This is a genomic window from Chryseobacterium binzhouense, from assembly GCF_007474545.1.
Lineage (GTDB): Bacteria > Bacteroidota > Bacteroidia > Flavobacteriales > Weeksellaceae > Chryseobacterium > Chryseobacterium binzhouense.
Map to the genome: position 1 here is coordinate 346,987 of NZ_VKOG01000001.1, position 16,754 is coordinate 363,740.

The window sequence follows — 16,754 nt, forward strand, 5'->3', positions numbered from 1 at the left end:
ATAAATCTGTAAGCTAAAATAAATGATATTACACGATTTTTAAAAAATTTACCTTAATAATCACAAAATAATACATACTATAACATTAAGAGAGACGAATTGTCTCTCTTTTTTTTATCTTTGCAAATTACATAGTTCTTAAATGAAAAACATACGAAATTTTTGCATAATCGCCCATATCGACCACGGTAAATCTACTTTGGCAGACCGTCTTTTGGAGTACACTAATACTGTGACTCAGAGAGAATTACAATCTCAGACGCTTGATGATATGGATTTGGAAAAAGAACGTGGGATTACGATAAAATCTCACGCCATCCAGATGGATTATGAGCTTAATGGCGAAAAATATATTTTAAACCTAATCGATACACCTGGACACGTAGATTTTTCTTACGAAGTTTCCCGTTCTATTGCTGCCTGTGAAGGTGCGCTTCTCATTGTAGATGCTGCACAAAGTATTCAAGCACAAACAATTAGTAATTTGTATTTGGCTTTGGAAAACGATCTGGAAATTATTCCGATTTTGAATAAAATAGATCTTCCGTCTGCAAATCCTGAGGAGGTTACCGACGAAATTATGGGGCTTTTAGGTTGTAAATATGAAGATGTTCTTCGAGTTTCAGGGAAAACAGGAGAAGGCGTTCATGATTTGCTTGAGCAGATTGTAAAAAGAGTTCCGCCACCAGTAGGAGATCCGAAAGCACCACTTCAGGCGTTAATTTTTGATTCAGTTTACAATCCGTTCCGGGGAATTGAAGCTTATTTCAAAGTCGTAAACGGAAGTATTTCTAAAAATGAAAAAATTAAATTCTTCGCAACAGGAAAAGAATACGGTGCAGATGAGGTAGGAACACTGAAACTGAAACAAGTACCTAAAAAAACTATTGAATGCGGTGATGTGGGCTATATTATTTCCGGGATTAAAGATGCCCGAGAAGTAAAAGTAGGAGATACCATTACTTCTTTTGTAAATCCGGCTGCTGCTGCAATTGATGGGTTTGAGGAAGTAAAACCAATGGTTTTTGCCGGAATTTATCCAATTGAATCTGAAGATTTTGAAGAATTGAGATTCTCTTTAGAAAAATTAAGACTGAATGATGCTTCTTTGGTTTTTGAACCAGAAAGTTCTGCTGCACTTGGTTTTGGTTTCCGTTGCGGATTCTTAGGAATGCTGCATATGGAAATCGTTCAGGAGCGTTTGGATAGAGAATTTAATATGGATGTGATTACGACGGTTCCCAACGTGTCTTATCACGGCTATTCCAAAAAAGATCCAGAAACAGCAATTCTCATCAATAATCCGTCTGAAATGATTGATCCGAATCTTTTAGACAGAGTAGAAGAACCTTACATTAAAGCGGCAATTATTACTAAATCTGATTTCGTAGGTGCCGTAATGACTTTGTGTATTGAAAAAAGAGGTGAAATTGTTAATCAAAGTTATTTAACCGCGGATAGAGTAGAATTAACCTTCAATATGCCTTTGGCAGAAGTTGTTTTTGATTTTTACGACAGACTAAAATCGATTTCAAAAGGTTATGCTTCATTTGATTATTCGCCAATCGGAATGCGTGCTTCTAAGCTGGTAAAAATGGATATTTTGATTAATGGAGATATGGTTGATGCTTTATCATCATTGATTCACGATTCTAACGCTTATCACATCGGTAAAAAAATGTGTGAAAAATTGCGCGAACTGATTCCGAGACAACAGTTTGATATTGCAGTTCAGGCAGCTTTGGGAGCGAAAGTTATCGCAAGAGAAACTATTAAAGCTTTAAGAAAAGATGTTACCGCAAAATGTTACGGAGGAGATATTTCCCGTAAGAGAAAACTTCTTGAAAAGCAGAAAGAAGGTAAAAAGAAAATGAAACAAATCGGTAGAGTGGAAGTGCCACAAACAGCATTTATGGCAGTTTTGAAACTGAATGACTAGGAAGTTAATGAGCAAAAGATAAAAACGAAATCCGCAGAAATTTTCTGCGGATTTTTTTATTGAGATTAATGTTTTTATTTTTTCGTAAACTTGATTTCCATTGTTTTAAATTCTTTTCCTGTTTTAGAATCTGGTCCGTACATTTCCATTTTTTGGGTATTATCATCTACGAAAGTGAAAACTTCTCTTACATTACAGTCTTTTCCGGATCTTGACGGATCTGTCATTTTTCCTTTAAATTCAATAGATTTTGTTGACGGATTCCAATCGCCTTCCATATTCATAATTCCTGTTCCCATATTGTCGATCCATGTACTTACAAATTTCTTTTTAGAGTTGTCATAAGCCAGAATGCTCATTCCTTCAAAAGGCATTCCCATCATATTTCCCTTATGACTGCTCATTTGATAGCGCCCGTCAAACATCATTTTGTTTGTTGCTTCAGATTTGCTTGTTATGGGTTGTCCGCCATCTTCCATCCACATGGTAGTTTCCCCAGTCCAGTTTCCATCAGATTTTGCTAACATTTTGTGTATTTCTCCGGGAGTTGCATAATCCATCCAGGCTTTGGTTGCGGTTGCAGAATCTACAGGCTTCCATTCTTCATTGGTTAATGAATCTGTTTTATCTGAATCTGTTTTTGCAGCAGTTTTAGCTTTATCACAGGATGCAAGAAGAAAAAAAGTACAGGCAGTAAAAAATAAATTTTTCATAATAGTTTAGTTTTAAGTTGATTATAAATTTAATAAAAAAATTCATGTAAAAAATAATAATCTTTATGTTGATATTAATGATTCTAAATTGTAGCTTTGTGTATTCGTAACGCAAATTAGAACAATGGAGTCTCCAAAAAAATTACAGGATATAAAAGTGGCTGTAGATGCAGTAATTTTCGGATATTTTGATAAGAAAGATCTTCAGATTCTTCTCATTAAAAGAAACATTGAGCCTTTCAAAGGAGGCTGGGCGCTTCCCGGAGGTCTGGTTTTGGATGATGAAAACCTGGATGATGCCGTAAAACGCGAACTCCATGAAGAAGCAGGAATAAAGCCCGATTTTTTGGAGCAGCTTTACACTTTCGGAAACGTCGGTCGCGATCCTCGAAACCGTGTGGTTTCCATCGCTTATTTAGGACTTGTCAATCCATCCTACCATGAATTGTTTGCTGATTCTGATGCGGAAGATGCACAATGGTTCAGCTTGAATCAGCTTCCGAAACTGGCTTTTGATCATCAATCCATTATTGATATTGCATTAAAAAGACTTCGTACAAAACTCCAGTATCAGCCGATTGGTTTTAATCTTTTAAACGATGAATTTGCCTTTTCAGATCTTGAAAACCTTTACAAAACCATCATCGGAAAAGAAATAGACCGCCGTAATTTCCGCAAAAAGATCATGAGCTACGGATTGCTTAATGAAACCAATAATCTTAAAAAAGAAGGCAGCGGAAGACCCGGAAAACTCTTTACCTTCAATCAGGAAAAATATAAGGAACTGGAAGAGCAGGGATTTTATTTCGAAATCAAATAGTTTTTCTTAAACACTAATAGCACAAATATTTACACTAATTTTCACGAATGATTCTGTTGTGTTCGCTGTCATTCAGAATGAAGCGAAATGAAGAATCTTTTAACTTAAACTAAACATAACAATAGATTCATCCTTCATCAGAATGATACAAAGTGTGTATATTTTATTCTCTATATTAATTTTAAGATCAAGTTTTAGAGTTATAAGTACTGAACATTAGTCCGTTTTTTCATTTAATATCCCCAAATTAGATTTCACCTAAATGTAATAATAATTAAATATTGTCTCCTTTATCAAAGACATTTGCGCCATTCGTGTTTCAATAAAATAAATTTTTAATACTGAAAATCAACCAATTAAAGTATTTAGCGTAAAAATAACACAAATAAATTTGGAAGATAAAATCAGATTCCTTTAAATTTGTGTAAAAATAACGCAATCATGAAATATACATTAAATAATACCATCGAAAGATTCCATCAAAAAGAAAATCCGGAATTTCTTTTCTTTTGGGGACATACCGTGAAAGATGAAATTACAAAAGCCTGTTTCAGTCAGTGGTTTCCTTTTGAGTTTAAAGAAAACGGAATCATTTATAAAACAGCAGAACATTATATGATGGGCGGAAAAGCGAGATTATTTAATGATCATGAAATTTTAGAGCAAATTTTAAAAGCAGAAACTCCGAATCAGGCAAAAAATTTAGGCAGAAAAGTCAGAAATTTTGATCCTCAAATTTGGGACGAGCATAAATATGAAATTGTAAAACAGGGAAATCTATTAAAGTTTTCTCAAAACGAAAAGTTTAAAGAATTCCTGCTTTCAACAGGCGATAGAATTTTAGTAGAGGCAAGTCCGTACGATAAAATCTGGGGAATCGGGATGCTGGAAACCAATGCAAAAGCAAAAGATCCTTCAAAATGGAATGGTGAAAATTTATTAGGATTTGCTTTAATGGAAGTAAGAGACGAATTAAGAGGGTAAAAACACAATAACCGTAAACAAATTAGGAATCATGAGAAAAACAGAACTTCATCCTCAAATATTTGTGATAGAAAACTTTCTTTCCGACCAAGAATGCGATCATTATATTGAAATGACTCAGGACAAAGTATTTGAGGAAGCAAAAATCAATATGAGAGGTCGACAGGTGATGAGCAAAGGAATCCGAAACAACGACAGATTAATGATTTTCGATGAAAACTTAGCCGAAAATCTTTATGAAAGAGCCATCGAATTTCTTCCTCAGATTCATGATAACTATGAAGTTTCGGGCTTTAATGAAATGTTCAGGATTTATAAATATTCTCCGGGACAGCAGTTTAAAATGCACCACGACGGAAGCTACATCAGAAATGAGAATGAAAAAAGCTTTTACACTTTTTTAATCTATCTGAATGATGATTTTGAAGGCGGAGAAACAGAGTTTGAACATCTGTTCACTGTAGCTCCGAAGAAAGGTTCAGCATTGGTTTTCTATCATCCTTTGAGACACGAAGGAAAAACATTGATCAGCAGACAGAAATATGTTTTAAGAACAGATGTAATGTATTTAAAGACTTAAAAATGAAAAAGATCTATGTATCAGGAAACGGAAATGTGTCCTGGGAGAAATTTCAGCAGTTTTATATCGAACTGTTAAAGAAATTCAATCTTGATGAGTGTGAATTTATCATCGGGGATTTTTCGGGAACCGATACATTAATGATGGAATTTTTAAAAGATAAAACAGAGAATGTAACCATTCTTCATGTTGGAAAAAGACCGAGATATTTTGCCAATTCTTTTAAAACAAAGGCAGAAAAATGGAAAATTATAGGAGGATTTACTTCAAATTATGAAAGAGATACGTTTGGAATTGATCTATGCACTCATTTTCTGGCGGTTGATTTCAATACCGATGAAAAAAGAAAAAGCGGAACATTAAAAAACATCGAAAAGTGTTTTGCTTTAAATAAAATAAAAGTGTAAAAAATTTTACCCATAATTTGCTTAAAAAAACACGAAAATTAACAAATTGTTTCACTAAAAATCATAAAGCTATGTTTGGATTTACACACATCAAATTTGATTCTATGACGTACGTTCTTCATTTTAAAAATGGAAAGATTGCCAAAGAAGGAAGAGGTTTATCGTTCTTTTATTTCGCTCCCAATTCGTCTATTGTGGCGATTCCGTTGGGAAGCAACGATCTGCCGTTTATCTTTAATGAAAACACGAACGATTATCAGACCGTGAAAATTCAGGGACAGATCAGCTATAAAGTGACCGATCCTAAAGCACTTTCCAACACGCTGGATTTTACCGTGGACGGAGAAGGAGTTTACAAAAAGAATGATATTGAAAAGCTGAACCAGAGAATCATTAATCTTGCACAGACAGCGACTTCTTCTTTTGTACACAATCTTAGTTTAAAAGAAGCAATCCGTTCTGCCAAACAGATTGAAGATCATATTCTGAAAGGATTAATAGATTCCGAATCCATTAAAAGCATGGGAATTGAAATTCTGGGAGCCAATATTTTAGCCGTTCAGACCACTCCGGAAATGGCAAGAGCCCTGGAAACGGAAACCCGGGAAAAACTGCAACAGCAAGCCGATGAAGCGATTTATGAAAGAAGAAATTTTGCGGTGGAACAGGAAAGAAAAATCAAGGAATCTGAACTAAATACGGAAATTGCTGTTGAAGAAAAGCAAAAGCAGATTGAAGAAAAAAGAATGGAAACCGAAGTTCAGCAGGAAGAAAACAACAGAATCCTTCGTGAAATGAAAATTGCCGCCGATATTTCTGTAGAAAACCAGAGAAAAAAACTGATCGAGCAAAAAACAGAAAACGACAGAAAAGAGCAGAGACTCAAGGTTATATTCTGGAAACTTCCTTAAAGCCATACAAAGAAATCGACTGGAAAGTACTGACTGCTTTGAGCGGAAGACAGGATGCGAGAAACAACATCGCCTTAGCATTCAGAGAATTGGCAGAAAATGCCGGAAAAATCGGAAACCTGAATATCAGTCCGGATTTGCTGGATACTATTTTGAAAAAGTAAAGGAATTTTAAACTAAATTCTAGTTTCTAACCTCTAACTTCTAATGCAATGAAAATCGAATACGCCATCATCATTAAAAATAAAACCCGCCTCGAGTCTTTGGTCGAAAGATTCAACACGCAGGCTCAGGCGAAGTTTTATATTGAAAGTTCCGGAGGAAATTTTAAGGAATATGTGGATGAACACGAAAAATTCGGTCAGTCATTTGTGGAAGTTCAGACACAGCTTTCCAAAATCATTAAAAATAAAGTGATTGAAAGGGAGTTTGTTCCTTCTTATATTTTCTCTGAAAACAACCTGATTGTGGTGGTCGGACAGGACGGTTTGGTAGCCAATGTTGCCAAATACTCCAAACACATTCCGATCATTGCGGTGAATCCCGATCCCGAAAGATATGACGGCGTTTTGCTTCCATTCACCGCAAAAAACTTTTTAAAAGGAGTGCAAGCTGTGATGAACGGAAATTTTAGTTCAAAAAAAATGAAGTTTGCCGAAGCAGTGCTGAATGACGGACAAAAATTACGGGCAGTGAATGATTTATTTGTAGGAATTTCTTCCCATTCTTCCGCGAGATACAAAATTATGCTGAACGGAAAACAAGAAACCCATTCTTCCAGCGGAATCATAGTTTCCACAAAAACAGGAAGTACAGGTTGGCTGAGTTCCATTTTCAATATGGCATTTGGAATTTTAGGCGAAACCGGATTAAAATATCCGCAGCTCAATGAAGAAGATTTGTATTTTGCAGTAAGAGAACCTTTCAAAAGCATCCGAACGCAGACCGATATCTGCAGCGGAAAACTGAAAAAAGGAAACAAATTAATCATCGAATCACTAATGCCGAATAATGGTTTTATATTTAGCGACGGAATTGAGCAGGATTTTCTACAGTTCAACAGCGGAGCAACAGCCGAAATCAGGCTTTCTGACGATGAAGCTGTTTTAGTTTTAAATTAAATAATAACCATGAAAACTATACTATATTTAAAAGGCGACGCAACAACCCTCAAGTTGAAGAGAATAAATCATTATTCTATAGTAGAACTCTGAGATCTTAGCTGAGTAGAACGCCTTTGCGAACTTAAACACAGTTAGTAATAAATAAAACCTTTGCGGTCTTTGCGTTAAAAAAATAAAACAATCATGAAAACAACAACTTTATACAGACCCGTCGGAGAAAAAGAAATGCTCTTAATCATCGAAAGCAATTACAGAAAATTCCCTCCAAGACTAAACTGGCAACCCATTTTCTACCCCGTTCTGAATGAAGAATACGCTTCCGAAATCGCAGAAAAATGGAACACACGAGACGAAGCCGGAAATTATCTCGGTTTTGTTACGAAGTTTGAAGTTTCTGAGGAAGTTGTCAGCAAATATCCCTCACAAAACGTAGGAGCAAGAAATCACAACGAACTCTGGATTCCTTCCGAAGAACTTGAAGAATTTAATCAAGCCATTATCGGAAGGATCGAAGTACCGAAAGTTTTCATTGGAAAAGATTTTAAAAAGGCGGCAAATAAAGAGATAGAAAATTTATTATTAAAAATTAACAATGAAAATCAATTTAAAAAAATATAAAGAACAGCTACAGGATTGGCCGGAAAAAGGCTATCATATCATGTCTCAGTATGATGAAGATAAAATTATTGTCTACCAGTCGTATCGGAAAGAAATAGGTCAATTTGCCGTTAAAAATCAATACTTTGGCGGAGCATTCAGTCTGGAAAGAATGACGTGGATAAAACCGAATTTTCTTTGGATGATGTTCCGAAACGGTTGGGGAACAAAAGAAGGGCAGGAATCTGTTCTCGCCATTCATTTGAAGATGGATGCTTTTAAAAATTATCTGAAAAATGCAGTCTATTCTTCATACAACGAGAAATTAGGAATTTCAAGGGAAGAATGGCAGAATCAGGTGAAAGAATCTTCTGTGAGACTGCAATGGGATCCGGATCACGATCCTTTCGGAAACAAACTGGAAAGAAGAGCGATTCAGATTGGTTTGAGAAATGACTTCATTAAATCCTTTGCTAAAGAAGACCTCCTTTTGATTGAAGATATTTCAGATTTTGTTAAAGAACAGCACCAGTTTGTTTTGAATGATGATTTAGACAATTTAGTTCTTCCGGAAGAAAAACCGTTATTGTTTGATGATGAAGATTTAAATAAGAAATTAAGGTTAAAATAATGCTTATCCAAATTTCATGTCATGAAAAGCTCTCTGTGAACTTAGTTAAGTGAAACGGCTTTGCGAACTTAAAAGCATATAGTAGTAACAAAAAATTTTGCGGACTTTGTGTTAAAAACTAAAACAAAATAAACACAACGATGGAAATTGAATTAATAAAAGGTGACATCACTAAAATAAATACGGAAGCCATTGTGAATGCAGCCAATTCTTCATTATTGGGAGGAGGTGGAGTAGACGGAGCCATTCATCGGGCAGGAGGAAAAAAGATTCTTGATGAGTGTTTAGAAATCCGAAAACGACAGGGCAAATGCAAAACAGGAGAAGCCGTTGTTACAACCGGTGGAAATCTCCCTGCGAAATACGTCATTCATACCGTTGGTCCGGTCTGGAATGGAGATGAAGAAAAAGGGTCGAAATTATTGGCAAACTGTTATTATAATTCATTGAAATTAGCAGAAAGTCTGAATGTTAAAACCATTGCTTTTCCCAACATCAGTACAGGAATTTATCGGTTCCCAAAAGAATTGGCTGCTAAAATTGCCATAGATGAGGTGAAAAACTCTACATCGGAGATCATTGAAAAAGTTATTTTCGTATGTTTTGATGATGAAAATGAGGAAATTTACAGAACACTGTTAAAAGAATAATACAGAATAATAGTTTTTGTAAGCTTCGCTAAGTGAAACGGCTTTGCGAACTAAAAACGTTTAGTAGTAACAAAAAAACTTTGTGGTCTTTGCGTTAAAAATAATACAAAAACAATGAAAAACTAAAACAAATGAAAAAACTAACCATATTAACCGGCGCCGGAATCAGTGCCGAAAGCGGAATAAAAACTTTCAGAGACGGAGACGGTCTTTGGGAAAATCATAGCATCACAGATGTGGCAAGTCCGGAAGGATGGCGAAAAGACAGAGCTTTGGTTCTTGAGTTTTACAACCAGAGACGAAGACAGCTTCACGAAGTCGAGCCGAATGATGCACACCGATTATTGGCAGAACTGGAAAAACATTTTGAAGTTCAGATCATTACCCAGAATATTGATGATCTGCATGAAAGAGCAGGTTCAACCAATATTTTACATTTACACGGCGAATTATTCAAATCCTGTTCCTGCAACAATAAAAACCTGATTTACGAGCAGAAAGACGACATTAACATCGGCGATAAAGCAGAAGACGGAGCGCAGCTAAGACCATTTATTGTCTGGTTCGGAGAAGATGTTCCGCTGATGAAAGAAGCTACGAAAATGGCAAAAGAAGCAGATATTTTTATTGTTATCGGAACTTCTTTACAGGTGTATCCTGCAGCGGGATTGCTACATAATATCAAGGATGACTGTCTTTTAATCGTGATCAATCCCAACGAAACAGGTTTCGGATACGGACAAAGAGCTGTTGTGATGAAAGAAACCGCAACGCAGGGAATGAAACTGCTTTTTGACAAACTCGTAAATCTTGCATAATGGAAAATATTGTAAAAGCTGGAATTTTCGGCGTTTGTGTGGGTGATGCGTTGGGCGTTCCTGTAGAATTTAAAAGCAGAGAAAATTTAAAAGTGTTTCCCGTTGAAAATATGCGGGAATTCGGATCGTGGAACCAGCCGAAAGGAACATGGAGCGACGACAGTTCGTTAACGCTTTGCATTGCAGACGAACTCACAAAAGGCTATGATCTGGAAAAAATAGGACAAAGCTTTGTGAAGTGGGTAAAATACGGACATTGGACGGCTCACGGAAGATTATTCGATATTGGAGGAACAACAAGGCATTCTATCGCAAGATTAATAAAAGGAGAAAGCGCAAAATTTTCGGGAAATATTTTCGAAGAAGATAACGGAAACGGTTCCTTAATGAGAACACTTCCGTTGGCGTTCTATCTTAAAGACGAAGAAAATATTGAAAAACTTTATCAGACAGTAAAAGAAGTCTCTGCAATCACACACGGACATTTTCGTTCAGTGTTTGCCTGCTTTGTTTATGTAATTTTTGCCATTGAATTAATCAAAGGAAAAGATAAAAAAGAAGCGTATCAATATACTCAGAAATTGGTGTTGCAATTTTCAGAAATTCAAGGTTTTAACCCAAAAGAGATACAGCTTTTTGACAGGGTTTTAAAGAATGATATTTCAGAATATCATGAAGATTCCATCAGTTCGGGAGGCTACGTTCTTCACAGTCTGGAAGCTTCATTATGGTGTTTTCTGAACTCTGAAAATTATGCTGAAGCCGTTTTAAAAGCCGTCAATCTGGGAGAAGATACCGACACAACCGGCGCCATAACAGGTGGAATTGCCGGAATATATTACGGTTTTGAAAGTATTCCGAAAGAGTGGATTGATGTTTTGGCGAGAAAGGAGGATATTGAGACATTGTGTGAGAGATTAGAAAATAAATTAAAAATTAAACCATGAACGAAATACAAAAGAAGAAAATAAGCAAATACCTAAGCTTGGTGCTTAGACACAAACCCGAAGTTATCGGGCTGAATTTAGACGAAAACGGATGGGCAGATGTGGAAGAACTACAGGAAAAATGTGCAAAACAAAATCGCGCTTTTACACTGGAAGAATTGGATGAGTTGGTGGAAACCAACGATAAAAAACGCTTTATTTTAAACGAAGATAAAACCAGAATTCGTGCAAATCAGGGACATTCTATTAATGTCGATTTAGCTTTAAAGCCGCAACAGCCGCCGAAATTTTTGTACCACGGAACTTCAGAAGCCAATCTTGCATCCATCTTTGAAAAAGGAATTGAAAAGAGAAACAGACAGCACGTTCATCTAAGTCAGGACAAAGAAACCGCAACCAAAGTCGGAATGCGCCATGGAAAGCCTGTTATTTTAACCATTGAAACCGGGAAAATGCATGAATATGGAATGGTATTCTATCTTTCTGAAAATAATGTTTGGCTGACTGATTTTATAGATGCAGAATATATTTTGCGATAAAAATACTCTTATAAGTTATCCACAAAAATTAAACACGACAAGTTTTGTCGCATTAAGAATATATATTTGTGGTAGAAACTTCTAAGAATGAAAAAAGATTTTTACCTCACGAGATACGCACTGATTATTAAAAAATTAGAATCTGCACCTTCTACCTATTCCCAGATAGAAGAATATCTGCTCAATTCTTTTGAATTTCAGGATGCAGAAATCAAAAGCTATTCTATGCGGACGCTGCAAAGAGACATCCGGGAAATTTCCAATCTTTTTAATCTCACCATTCATAATAAAAAAAGGAGGGACAACCGGTACTATATCGACAGCCGCCCCATGATGGAAGTTGATGAATATAACCAAAAATTGCTTGAGTCTTTTCAGGTAAGCAATGCATTAAATCTTCATCCCGATTTTTCAGATTTTATTTTTTTTGAAAGCAGAAAGCCTACAGGATTAGAACATTTTTACGATCTTTTTTTTGCCATCAGAAACAAAAGAATTGTTCTGTTTGAGCATTATAATTACAAAAATAAAAAGATGACATCAAGGAAAGTTCATCCCTTAGCGCTCAAAGAATCCAAAGACAGATGGTATCTGATTGCGGTTGACACAAAAGATAAAACCTTAAAATCATTTGGATTAGACCGGATAAATCATCTTTCGGTAACTCCGCAGAAATTCAGAGAAAAATATAAATACAATTTTAGAGAGCATTTTAAAAATGCTTTTGGAGTGATGAATCTTACTGAGCAAAATCCGCAGAAGATTGTTCTGAAATGCAGCAGGCATCAGGGTGAATATATCAGAAGCTTTCCGCTTCACCAGTCTCAAAAAGAGGTAAAAGAAACACCGGATGATATTTATTTCGAGTTTTTTCTTCATCCGACTTATGATTTCAGACAAGAAATTTTATCTTACGGAAAAGAGGTAAAAGTAATGGAACCCGAAAGCCTGATCAGAGAAATCAGAGAGAGTTTATCAGATTCTCTGCAGGCATATTCTGAAGACTAATGTAAACTGCACTCTTTTTGATTATATTTACATCTACAACCAGCATCTTTTGAAAACGATTTACTTTTTTTTTCTTTTAGCATCTTCGTTTTGCTTTTCGCAGCAGAATGAAGATTTCAAAATGATAAAAACCTACTACAATCAGCACCGCACGATGCTGAATAATGAGTTTCGGAAAAAATTTGATAAGGAAAGCAATCCGCTTTTTAAAGCTGCCGTTAAGAATGATTTTCTTTTTTTTATGAAGAAAATGGATAGCATTGAAAATGTTGCGCTTATCGGAGCTTTACTCAAAGTTAAAAATCTGGAAGATCTCAAAAAAATTAAAGCTCATCCCGTTATTGTTTCTGATCAGAATAATGCAGATCATGACCGTGAAGATAATCTTACAGTGAATGTAGAAAAAACAGCAGATTATCCCGGAGGAATCAATGCTTTGAGAAAAGAAGTTGCCGATTTATTTTATGCTGAAGGGGTATATTCTGAAAATCCCAGTCTGAAAACAGTTGTCGTATTTGTTGTTGAAAAAGACGGAACCATCAGCAACGTAAAAGCAGAAGGAGAAAATTTTACGTTTAACAGGCAGGCAGAAATAGCTGTTTACTCAATCTCCGGCAGGTTTTCTCCGGCTTACATTAACGGTATTCCTGTAAGATACAGGTTTCGTTTTCCTTTGGCAATGAACTTTGAATAATTTTTCACAAGTTGTTGTTTTATTATTTATATTTGAATCAAATTTTTCTGGGAGATATTTAATCATTTAAGATATTGAAAGCGGGGAAATTTGTATTAAAAACTGAATATATTTTAAAGTATAAGCTTAAACCTGATACGGTTTAAGTTATTGAAAACTACTGAAAACGATAAATAAACTGAATATGAGAAAAATCTTTCTGGCATTATTTCTTACCGCCGGACTTTGCTCTGCACAGACTGCAGATGTTGCAGAAAAACAAAGGAAAAACGATATCGTTGCCGATCCTGTTTTGTTGATTGCAGTTCCGCTTGCCAATATTTCGTATGAAAGGCTGATTTCTGAAAACAAAGGAGTGGGTATCAATGCAATGATGCTTCTGGATCGTAAGGAAGACAGGTTTACCCAGTTTTCTGCATACTACAGAATGTATTTCGGAAAAAAATATGCTTCCGGATTTTTTCTTGAAGGTTTTATTCCTGCTACCACAAATTCCAATGATGATTATAATTATGTTTATGAGGAAACTACGGGCTTTTACTATACTTCATCTGTGAATAAAAGAAATATTACTACCGTAGGAATCGGATTTGGAGTAGGAGGAAAGTGGGTTCTGAGAAATAATCTGGTTATTGAAGCGAGTGGGGGATTGGCAAGGAGGTTTGGCGACCGGGATAACTACTCTTTTGAAGAAGTTACCGGAAAAATCATGGGCGGCATCGGATACCGGTTCTAAAAATATAAAATTTGATGATGAAAAGCTTAGTTTTGTACTAAGCTTATTTTTTTATGTTTACCGATGAATATTATATGAAACTTGCGCTGCAGGAAGCGCAGGAAGCTTTTGAGAAAGATGAGGTTCCCGTTGGCTGTGTAATCGTTTCAAACAACCGTGTGATTGCAAGATCTCATAATCTTACCGAAACGCTGAATGACGTAACGGCGCACGCAGAAATGCAGGCAATAACGTCTGCTGCTAATTTTCTCGGAGGGAAATATCTCATCAACTGTACTTTGTATGTGACTTTAGAACCTTGTGTAATGTGTTGCGGGGCTTTATCATGGTCACAAATCTCCAGAGTTGTGATAGGAGCAAGAGACGTGCAACGGGGATTTATCAATAAAAATCTTCAGCTTCATCCCAAAACAGAAATTATTACCGGAATTTTGGAAAACGAATGTTCTTCGATAGTAAAAGAATTTTTTAAAACAAAAAGATAAAACAATCTCAAGGCTTAATTTGAATAATAATCCTGTACTTTTATTCTCTTCCCAGAAAATAAAGTCCTTTCAGCGTGTGAAGCCGATCTGTAATATGAATTTTATTGGTCAAAGGTTTGTAAACGTGAGAAACTCCTCCGGTAGCTATCACAAAGCATTCATCATCTACTTCATTATTAATGCGGTCTATAAAGCCTTCTACCATACCCAAAAACCCGTAAACCATTCCGCTTTGCATACAGGTTATGGTGTCTAATCCCAAAACAGTTTTTGGCTTTACCAGTTCTATTTCCGGGAGCTGTGCAGTCTGGCTGATTAAAGAATTAAGAGAAGTAATAATTCCGGGTGCGATGATAACGCCCAAAGTTTCGCCATCTTCTGCAACACAGCTTGCTGTAAGTGCGGTGCCAAAGTCAAGGACAATTTTTTTTCTGTCGGGATATAAATTATGAGCAGCAACCAGATTGGCATAAATATCTGTTCCCATCTGCTTAGATTTTGCCTGTACAGCAGAGAAAGTGGTGCGGTCAACAACAACAGGTTCTTTACCGTGAATTTTTCGGATGGCTGAGCTCATAACTTTCGTAAGCTGCGGAACAACAGAACCCATAATTACTTTCTCGATATTTTGAGGATCAACCTTATAGGTTTGGTAAAGCATAAGAATCTGCACATACAATTCGTCAGCAGTTCTGTAAGGTTTAGTATTGATTACCCAGGAAATATCACAGTTGTCATCATCGAAAAGGCCAAATCTGATATTGCTGTTTCCAACATTGATTACAATTGAATTCATTAAAATGATTTTTCAGCCAGAAACTATCATACTACTTAAAAAGAGCGATAAAATTCCTGCAATTTTTACAGGGTAAAAATAATACTTTCGTAACAATTATTATAGAAAGTACATTCTTTAAATATCATTATCCTTGCGGAAGTTATGTCATAATTTATAATAACAAATATCGCAGTTATTTTGGAGAATATTCTAAAGACCAAATTTACAAAGATTTAAGAAAAATTTTAAAATAAAAAAAACTTCTGATTTCTCAAAAGTTTTAAAATTTTATTTTAAATAATCTTAATAATTATCTTCTTCACCTTTCATTTTTTCGGCGTTTTCTGCCATAATTACGGCATCAATCATTTCAGAAATATCACCATTCATGTAGGCATCAAGATTATATATAGATTTGTTGATTCTGTGATCAGTAACTCTTCCCTGCGGATAATTGTAGGTTTTAATCTTTGCAGAACGGTCTCCGGTAGAAACCATTGTTTTTCTCTGTGCCGCAATATCTCCCTGAACTTCCTGTAATTTAATATCATATAGCTTTGCACGAAGCATTTCCATTGCCAGTTCACGGTTTGCAAGCTGCGAACGGGCTTGTTGACATACAACTACCAATCCGGAAGGTTTATGCGTAAGCTGAACTTTTGTTTCAACCTTGTTTACGTTCTGTCCTCCTGCTCCTCCGGAACGTGAAGTCTGCATTTCGATATCAGCAGGGTTGATTTCTACATCCACTTCTTCAGCTTCCGGTAAAACAGCAACCGTAATAGCAGAAGTGTGAACTCTTCCCTGAGATTCGGTTTCAGGAACACGCTGCACACGGTGAACACCGGACTCAAATTTCATGATTCCGTAGACTCCTTCTCCCTCCACTTTCATGATGAGTTCTTTATATCCTTTTGCAGCTTCGTTGGAATCAGTTACCTCATGTCTCCATCCTTTTGCTTTAAAATACATAGAGTACATTCTGTAAATATCTTCCACAAAAATAGCCGCTTCGTCTCCGCCGGTTCCTGCACGAAGTTCTACGATAATATTCTTATCATCAGCAGGATCTTTGGGAATCAAAAGAACTTTGAGCTGTTCTTCAAGCCCCGGAATTTTTTCCAGTGCTTCGTTTTTTTCAATTTTTGCCAGATCTACGAAGTCTTTATCAGATCCGTCGGCGATAATTTCATCAGATTCTTCAATGGTGTTTAAAGCGCCTTTGTACTGATCATATACTGATACAATTTTGCCCAAATCACTGTATTCTTTATTGAGAGAAGAATATCTTTTCTGGTCTGAAATTACATCAGGCTGAATAATAAGGTCTGCAACCTCATTATATCTTTGTTTAATCGCTTCTAATTTCGGAATTAAAGATTTAGACATAGTG

Annotated in this window: 21 protein-coding genes; 18 read left to right on the forward strand and 3 right to left on the reverse strand. The window is 35.9% G+C overall.

Annotation, left to right across the window (positions count from 1 at the left end; translation table 11 throughout):
* Positions 1-142: 142 nt before the first annotated feature.
* Positions 143-1,939, forward strand: a complete 1,797-nt coding sequence (lepA, locus tag FNE73_RS01655; protein WP_050377848.1) for a translation elongation factor 4 — start codon at positions 143-145, stop codon at positions 1,937-1,939.
* Between the two features lie 74 nt (positions 1,940-2,013).
* Here lepA and FNE73_RS01660 read toward each other — a convergent pair whose 3' ends face one another.
* Positions 2,014-2,652: a DUF1579 domain-containing protein gene (locus FNE73_RS01660; protein WP_143883050.1), complete on the reverse strand. Its 639-nt coding sequence runs from the start codon at positions 2,650-2,652 to the stop codon at positions 2,014-2,016.
* A gap of 124 nt (positions 2,653-2,776) precedes the next feature.
* Here FNE73_RS01660 and FNE73_RS01665 point away from each other — a divergent pair, with 124 nt between their 5' ends.
* From FNE73_RS01665 to FNE73_RS01740, 17 genes are all read left to right on the forward strand, one after another.
* A complete protein-coding gene (locus FNE73_RS01665; RefSeq protein ID WP_143883051.1) occupies positions 2,777-3,472 on the forward strand; it encodes an NUDIX hydrolase in 696 nt (231 codons plus the stop codon).
* A gap of 441 nt (positions 3,473-3,913) precedes the next feature.
* Positions 3,914-4,456 (forward strand): NADAR family protein, encoded by a 543-nt coding sequence (locus tag FNE73_RS01670; protein ID WP_143883052.1) that lies wholly within the window; start codon positions 3,914-3,916, stop codon positions 4,454-4,456.
* Between the two features lie 31 nt (positions 4,457-4,487).
* Entirely contained in the window at positions 4,488-5,036 is a 549-nt protein-coding gene (locus tag FNE73_RS01675; RefSeq protein WP_143883053.1) for a prolyl hydroxylase family protein, read from the forward strand.
* Positions 5,037-5,038: 2 nt separating this feature from the next.
* On the forward strand, positions 5,039-5,443 hold the full coding sequence (locus FNE73_RS01680; RefSeq protein WP_143883054.1) for a hypothetical protein: 405 nt from the start codon (positions 5,039-5,041) through the stop codon (positions 5,441-5,443).
* A 71-nt stretch (positions 5,444-5,514) separates the two neighbouring features.
* Positions 5,515-6,354, forward strand: a complete 840-nt coding sequence (locus FNE73_RS01685; protein WP_228429836.1) for an SPFH domain-containing protein — start codon at positions 5,515-5,517, stop codon at positions 6,352-6,354.
* Positions 6,355-6,392: 38 nt separating this feature from the next.
* On the forward strand, positions 6,393-6,518 hold the full coding sequence (locus tag FNE73_RS16950; RefSeq protein WP_262711325.1) for a hypothetical protein: 126 nt from the start codon (positions 6,393-6,395) through the stop codon (positions 6,516-6,518).
* A gap of 48 nt (positions 6,519-6,566) precedes the next feature.
* Complete coding sequence (locus FNE73_RS01690) at positions 6,567-7,475, forward strand: diacylglycerol kinase catalytic domain-containing protein (protein WP_143883055.1); 909 nt, start codon at positions 6,567-6,569, stop codon at positions 7,473-7,475.
* A gap of 186 nt (positions 7,476-7,661) precedes the next feature.
* Positions 7,662-8,096, forward strand: a complete 435-nt coding sequence (locus tag FNE73_RS01695; RefSeq protein ID WP_143883056.1) for an ADP-ribosylation/crystallin J1 — start codon at positions 7,662-7,664, stop codon at positions 8,094-8,096.
* Entirely contained in the window at positions 8,071-8,706 is a 636-nt protein-coding gene (locus FNE73_RS01700) for a DUF4291 domain-containing protein (RefSeq protein ID WP_143883057.1), read from the forward strand. Before FNE73_RS01695 ends, FNE73_RS01700 begins: the two co-directional genes overlap by 26 nt.
* 140 nt (positions 8,707-8,846) lie before the next feature.
* Positions 8,847-9,356 carry an O-acetyl-ADP-ribose deacetylase gene (locus FNE73_RS01705; RefSeq protein ID WP_143883058.1) on the forward strand — a complete coding sequence of 170 codons (510 nt, stop codon included), beginning with the start codon at positions 8,847-8,849 and terminating at the stop codon, positions 9,354-9,356.
* A gap of 131 nt (positions 9,357-9,487) precedes the next feature.
* A complete protein-coding gene (locus tag FNE73_RS01710) occupies positions 9,488-10,174 on the forward strand; it encodes an SIR2 family NAD-dependent protein deacylase (protein WP_143883059.1) in 687 nt (228 codons plus the stop codon).
* Complete coding sequence (locus FNE73_RS01715) at positions 10,174-11,121, forward strand: ADP-ribosylglycohydrolase family protein (protein WP_143883060.1); 948 nt, start codon at positions 10,174-10,176, stop codon at positions 11,119-11,121. Before FNE73_RS01710 ends, FNE73_RS01715 begins: the two co-directional genes overlap by 1 nt.
* On the forward strand, positions 11,118-11,660 hold the full coding sequence (locus FNE73_RS01720; protein ID WP_143883061.1) for an RNA 2'-phosphotransferase: 543 nt from the start codon (positions 11,118-11,120) through the stop codon (positions 11,658-11,660). The genes FNE73_RS01715 and FNE73_RS01720 overlap by 4 nt, the downstream gene beginning before the upstream one ends.
* A gap of 87 nt (positions 11,661-11,747) precedes the next feature.
* Entirely contained in the window at positions 11,748-12,668 is a 921-nt protein-coding gene (locus FNE73_RS01725) for a helix-turn-helix transcriptional regulator (RefSeq protein ID WP_143883062.1), read from the forward strand.
* A 121-nt stretch (positions 12,669-12,789) separates the two neighbouring features.
* On the forward strand, positions 12,790-13,362 hold the full coding sequence (locus FNE73_RS01730; RefSeq protein ID WP_228429838.1) for an energy transducer TonB: 573 nt from the start codon (positions 12,790-12,792) through the stop codon (positions 13,360-13,362).
* Between the two features lie 184 nt (positions 13,363-13,546).
* On the forward strand, positions 13,547-14,098 hold the full coding sequence (locus FNE73_RS01735) for a hypothetical protein (RefSeq protein WP_143883063.1): 552 nt from the start codon (positions 13,547-13,549) through the stop codon (positions 14,096-14,098).
* A 53-nt stretch (positions 14,099-14,151) separates the two neighbouring features.
* Positions 14,152-14,583, forward strand: coding sequence for a nucleoside deaminase (locus FNE73_RS01740; RefSeq protein WP_143883064.1), 432 nt, complete (start codon positions 14,152-14,154; stop codon positions 14,581-14,583).
* Between the two features lie 40 nt (positions 14,584-14,623).
* On the opposite strand, the gene FNE73_RS01745 is transcribed toward FNE73_RS01740, so the two are convergent.
* Together FNE73_RS01745 and prfA are read right to left on the reverse strand one after the other, a co-directional pair.
* Positions 14,624-15,379 (reverse strand): type III pantothenate kinase, encoded by a 756-nt coding sequence (locus FNE73_RS01745; RefSeq protein ID WP_143883065.1) that lies wholly within the window; start codon positions 15,377-15,379, stop codon positions 14,624-14,626.
* 285 nt (positions 15,380-15,664) lie between these two features.
* Complete coding sequence (gene prfA, locus FNE73_RS01750) at positions 15,665-16,750, reverse strand: peptide chain release factor 1 (protein WP_143883066.1); 1,086 nt, start codon at positions 16,748-16,750, stop codon at positions 15,665-15,667.
* Between the last annotated feature and the right edge of the window lie 4 nt (positions 16,751-16,754).

Bases quoted from the DNA above. Each gene is read 5' to 3' on its own strand.
- FNE73_RS01720 (WP_143883061.1), top strand. From the start codon at position 11,118: ATGAACGAAATACAAAAGAAGAAAATAAGCAAATACCTAAGCTTGGTG.
- FNE73_RS01740 (WP_143883064.1), top strand. From the start codon at position 14,152: ATGTTTACCGATGAATATTATATGAAACTTGCGCTGCAGGAAGCGCAG.
- FNE73_RS01700 (WP_143883057.1), top strand. From the start codon at position 8,071: ATGAAAATCAATTTAAAAAAATATAAAGAACAGCTACAGGATTGGCCG.
- FNE73_RS01735 (WP_143883063.1), top strand. From the start codon at position 13,547: ATGAGAAAAATCTTTCTGGCATTATTTCTTACCGCCGGACTTTGCTCT.
- FNE73_RS01745 (WP_143883065.1), bottom strand. From the start codon at position 15,379: ATGAATTCAATTGTAATCAATGTTGGAAACAGCAATATCAGATTTGGC.
- prfA (WP_143883066.1), bottom strand. From the start codon at position 16,750: ATGTCTAAATCTTTAATTCCGAAATTAGAAGCGATTAAACAAAGATAT.
- FNE73_RS01730 (WP_228429838.1), top strand. From the start codon at position 12,790: ATGATAAAAACCTACTACAATCAGCACCGCACGATGCTGAATAATGAG.
- FNE73_RS01715 (WP_143883060.1), top strand. From the start codon at position 10,174: ATGGAAAATATTGTAAAAGCTGGAATTTTCGGCGTTTGTGTGGGTGAT.
- FNE73_RS01680 (WP_143883054.1), top strand. From the start codon at position 5,039: ATGAAAAAGATCTATGTATCAGGAAACGGAAATGTGTCCTGGGAGAAA.
- lepA (WP_050377848.1), top strand. From the start codon at position 143: ATGAAAAACATACGAAATTTTTGCATAATCGCCCATATCGACCACGGT.
- FNE73_RS01660 (WP_143883050.1), bottom strand. From the start codon at position 2,652: ATGAAAAATTTATTTTTTACTGCCTGTACTTTTTTTCTTCTTGCATCC.
- FNE73_RS01685 (WP_228429836.1), top strand. From the start codon at position 5,515: ATGTTTGGATTTACACACATCAAATTTGATTCTATGACGTACGTTCTT.
- FNE73_RS01665 (WP_143883051.1), top strand. From the start codon at position 2,777: ATGGAGTCTCCAAAAAAATTACAGGATATAAAAGTGGCTGTAGATGCA.
- FNE73_RS01725 (WP_143883062.1), top strand. From the start codon at position 11,748: ATGAAAAAAGATTTTTACCTCACGAGATACGCACTGATTATTAAAAAA.
- FNE73_RS01675 (WP_143883053.1), top strand. From the start codon at position 4,488: ATGAGAAAAACAGAACTTCATCCTCAAATATTTGTGATAGAAAACTTT.
- FNE73_RS01710 (WP_143883059.1), top strand. From the start codon at position 9,488: ATGAAAAAACTAACCATATTAACCGGCGCCGGAATCAGTGCCGAAAGC.
- FNE73_RS01695 (WP_143883056.1), top strand. From the start codon at position 7,662: ATGAAAACAACAACTTTATACAGACCCGTCGGAGAAAAAGAAATGCTC.
- FNE73_RS01705 (WP_143883058.1), top strand. From the start codon at position 8,847: ATGGAAATTGAATTAATAAAAGGTGACATCACTAAAATAAATACGGAA.
- FNE73_RS01670 (WP_143883052.1), top strand. From the start codon at position 3,914: ATGAAATATACATTAAATAATACCATCGAAAGATTCCATCAAAAAGAA.
- FNE73_RS01690 (WP_143883055.1), top strand. From the start codon at position 6,567: ATGAAAATCGAATACGCCATCATCATTAAAAATAAAACCCGCCTCGAG.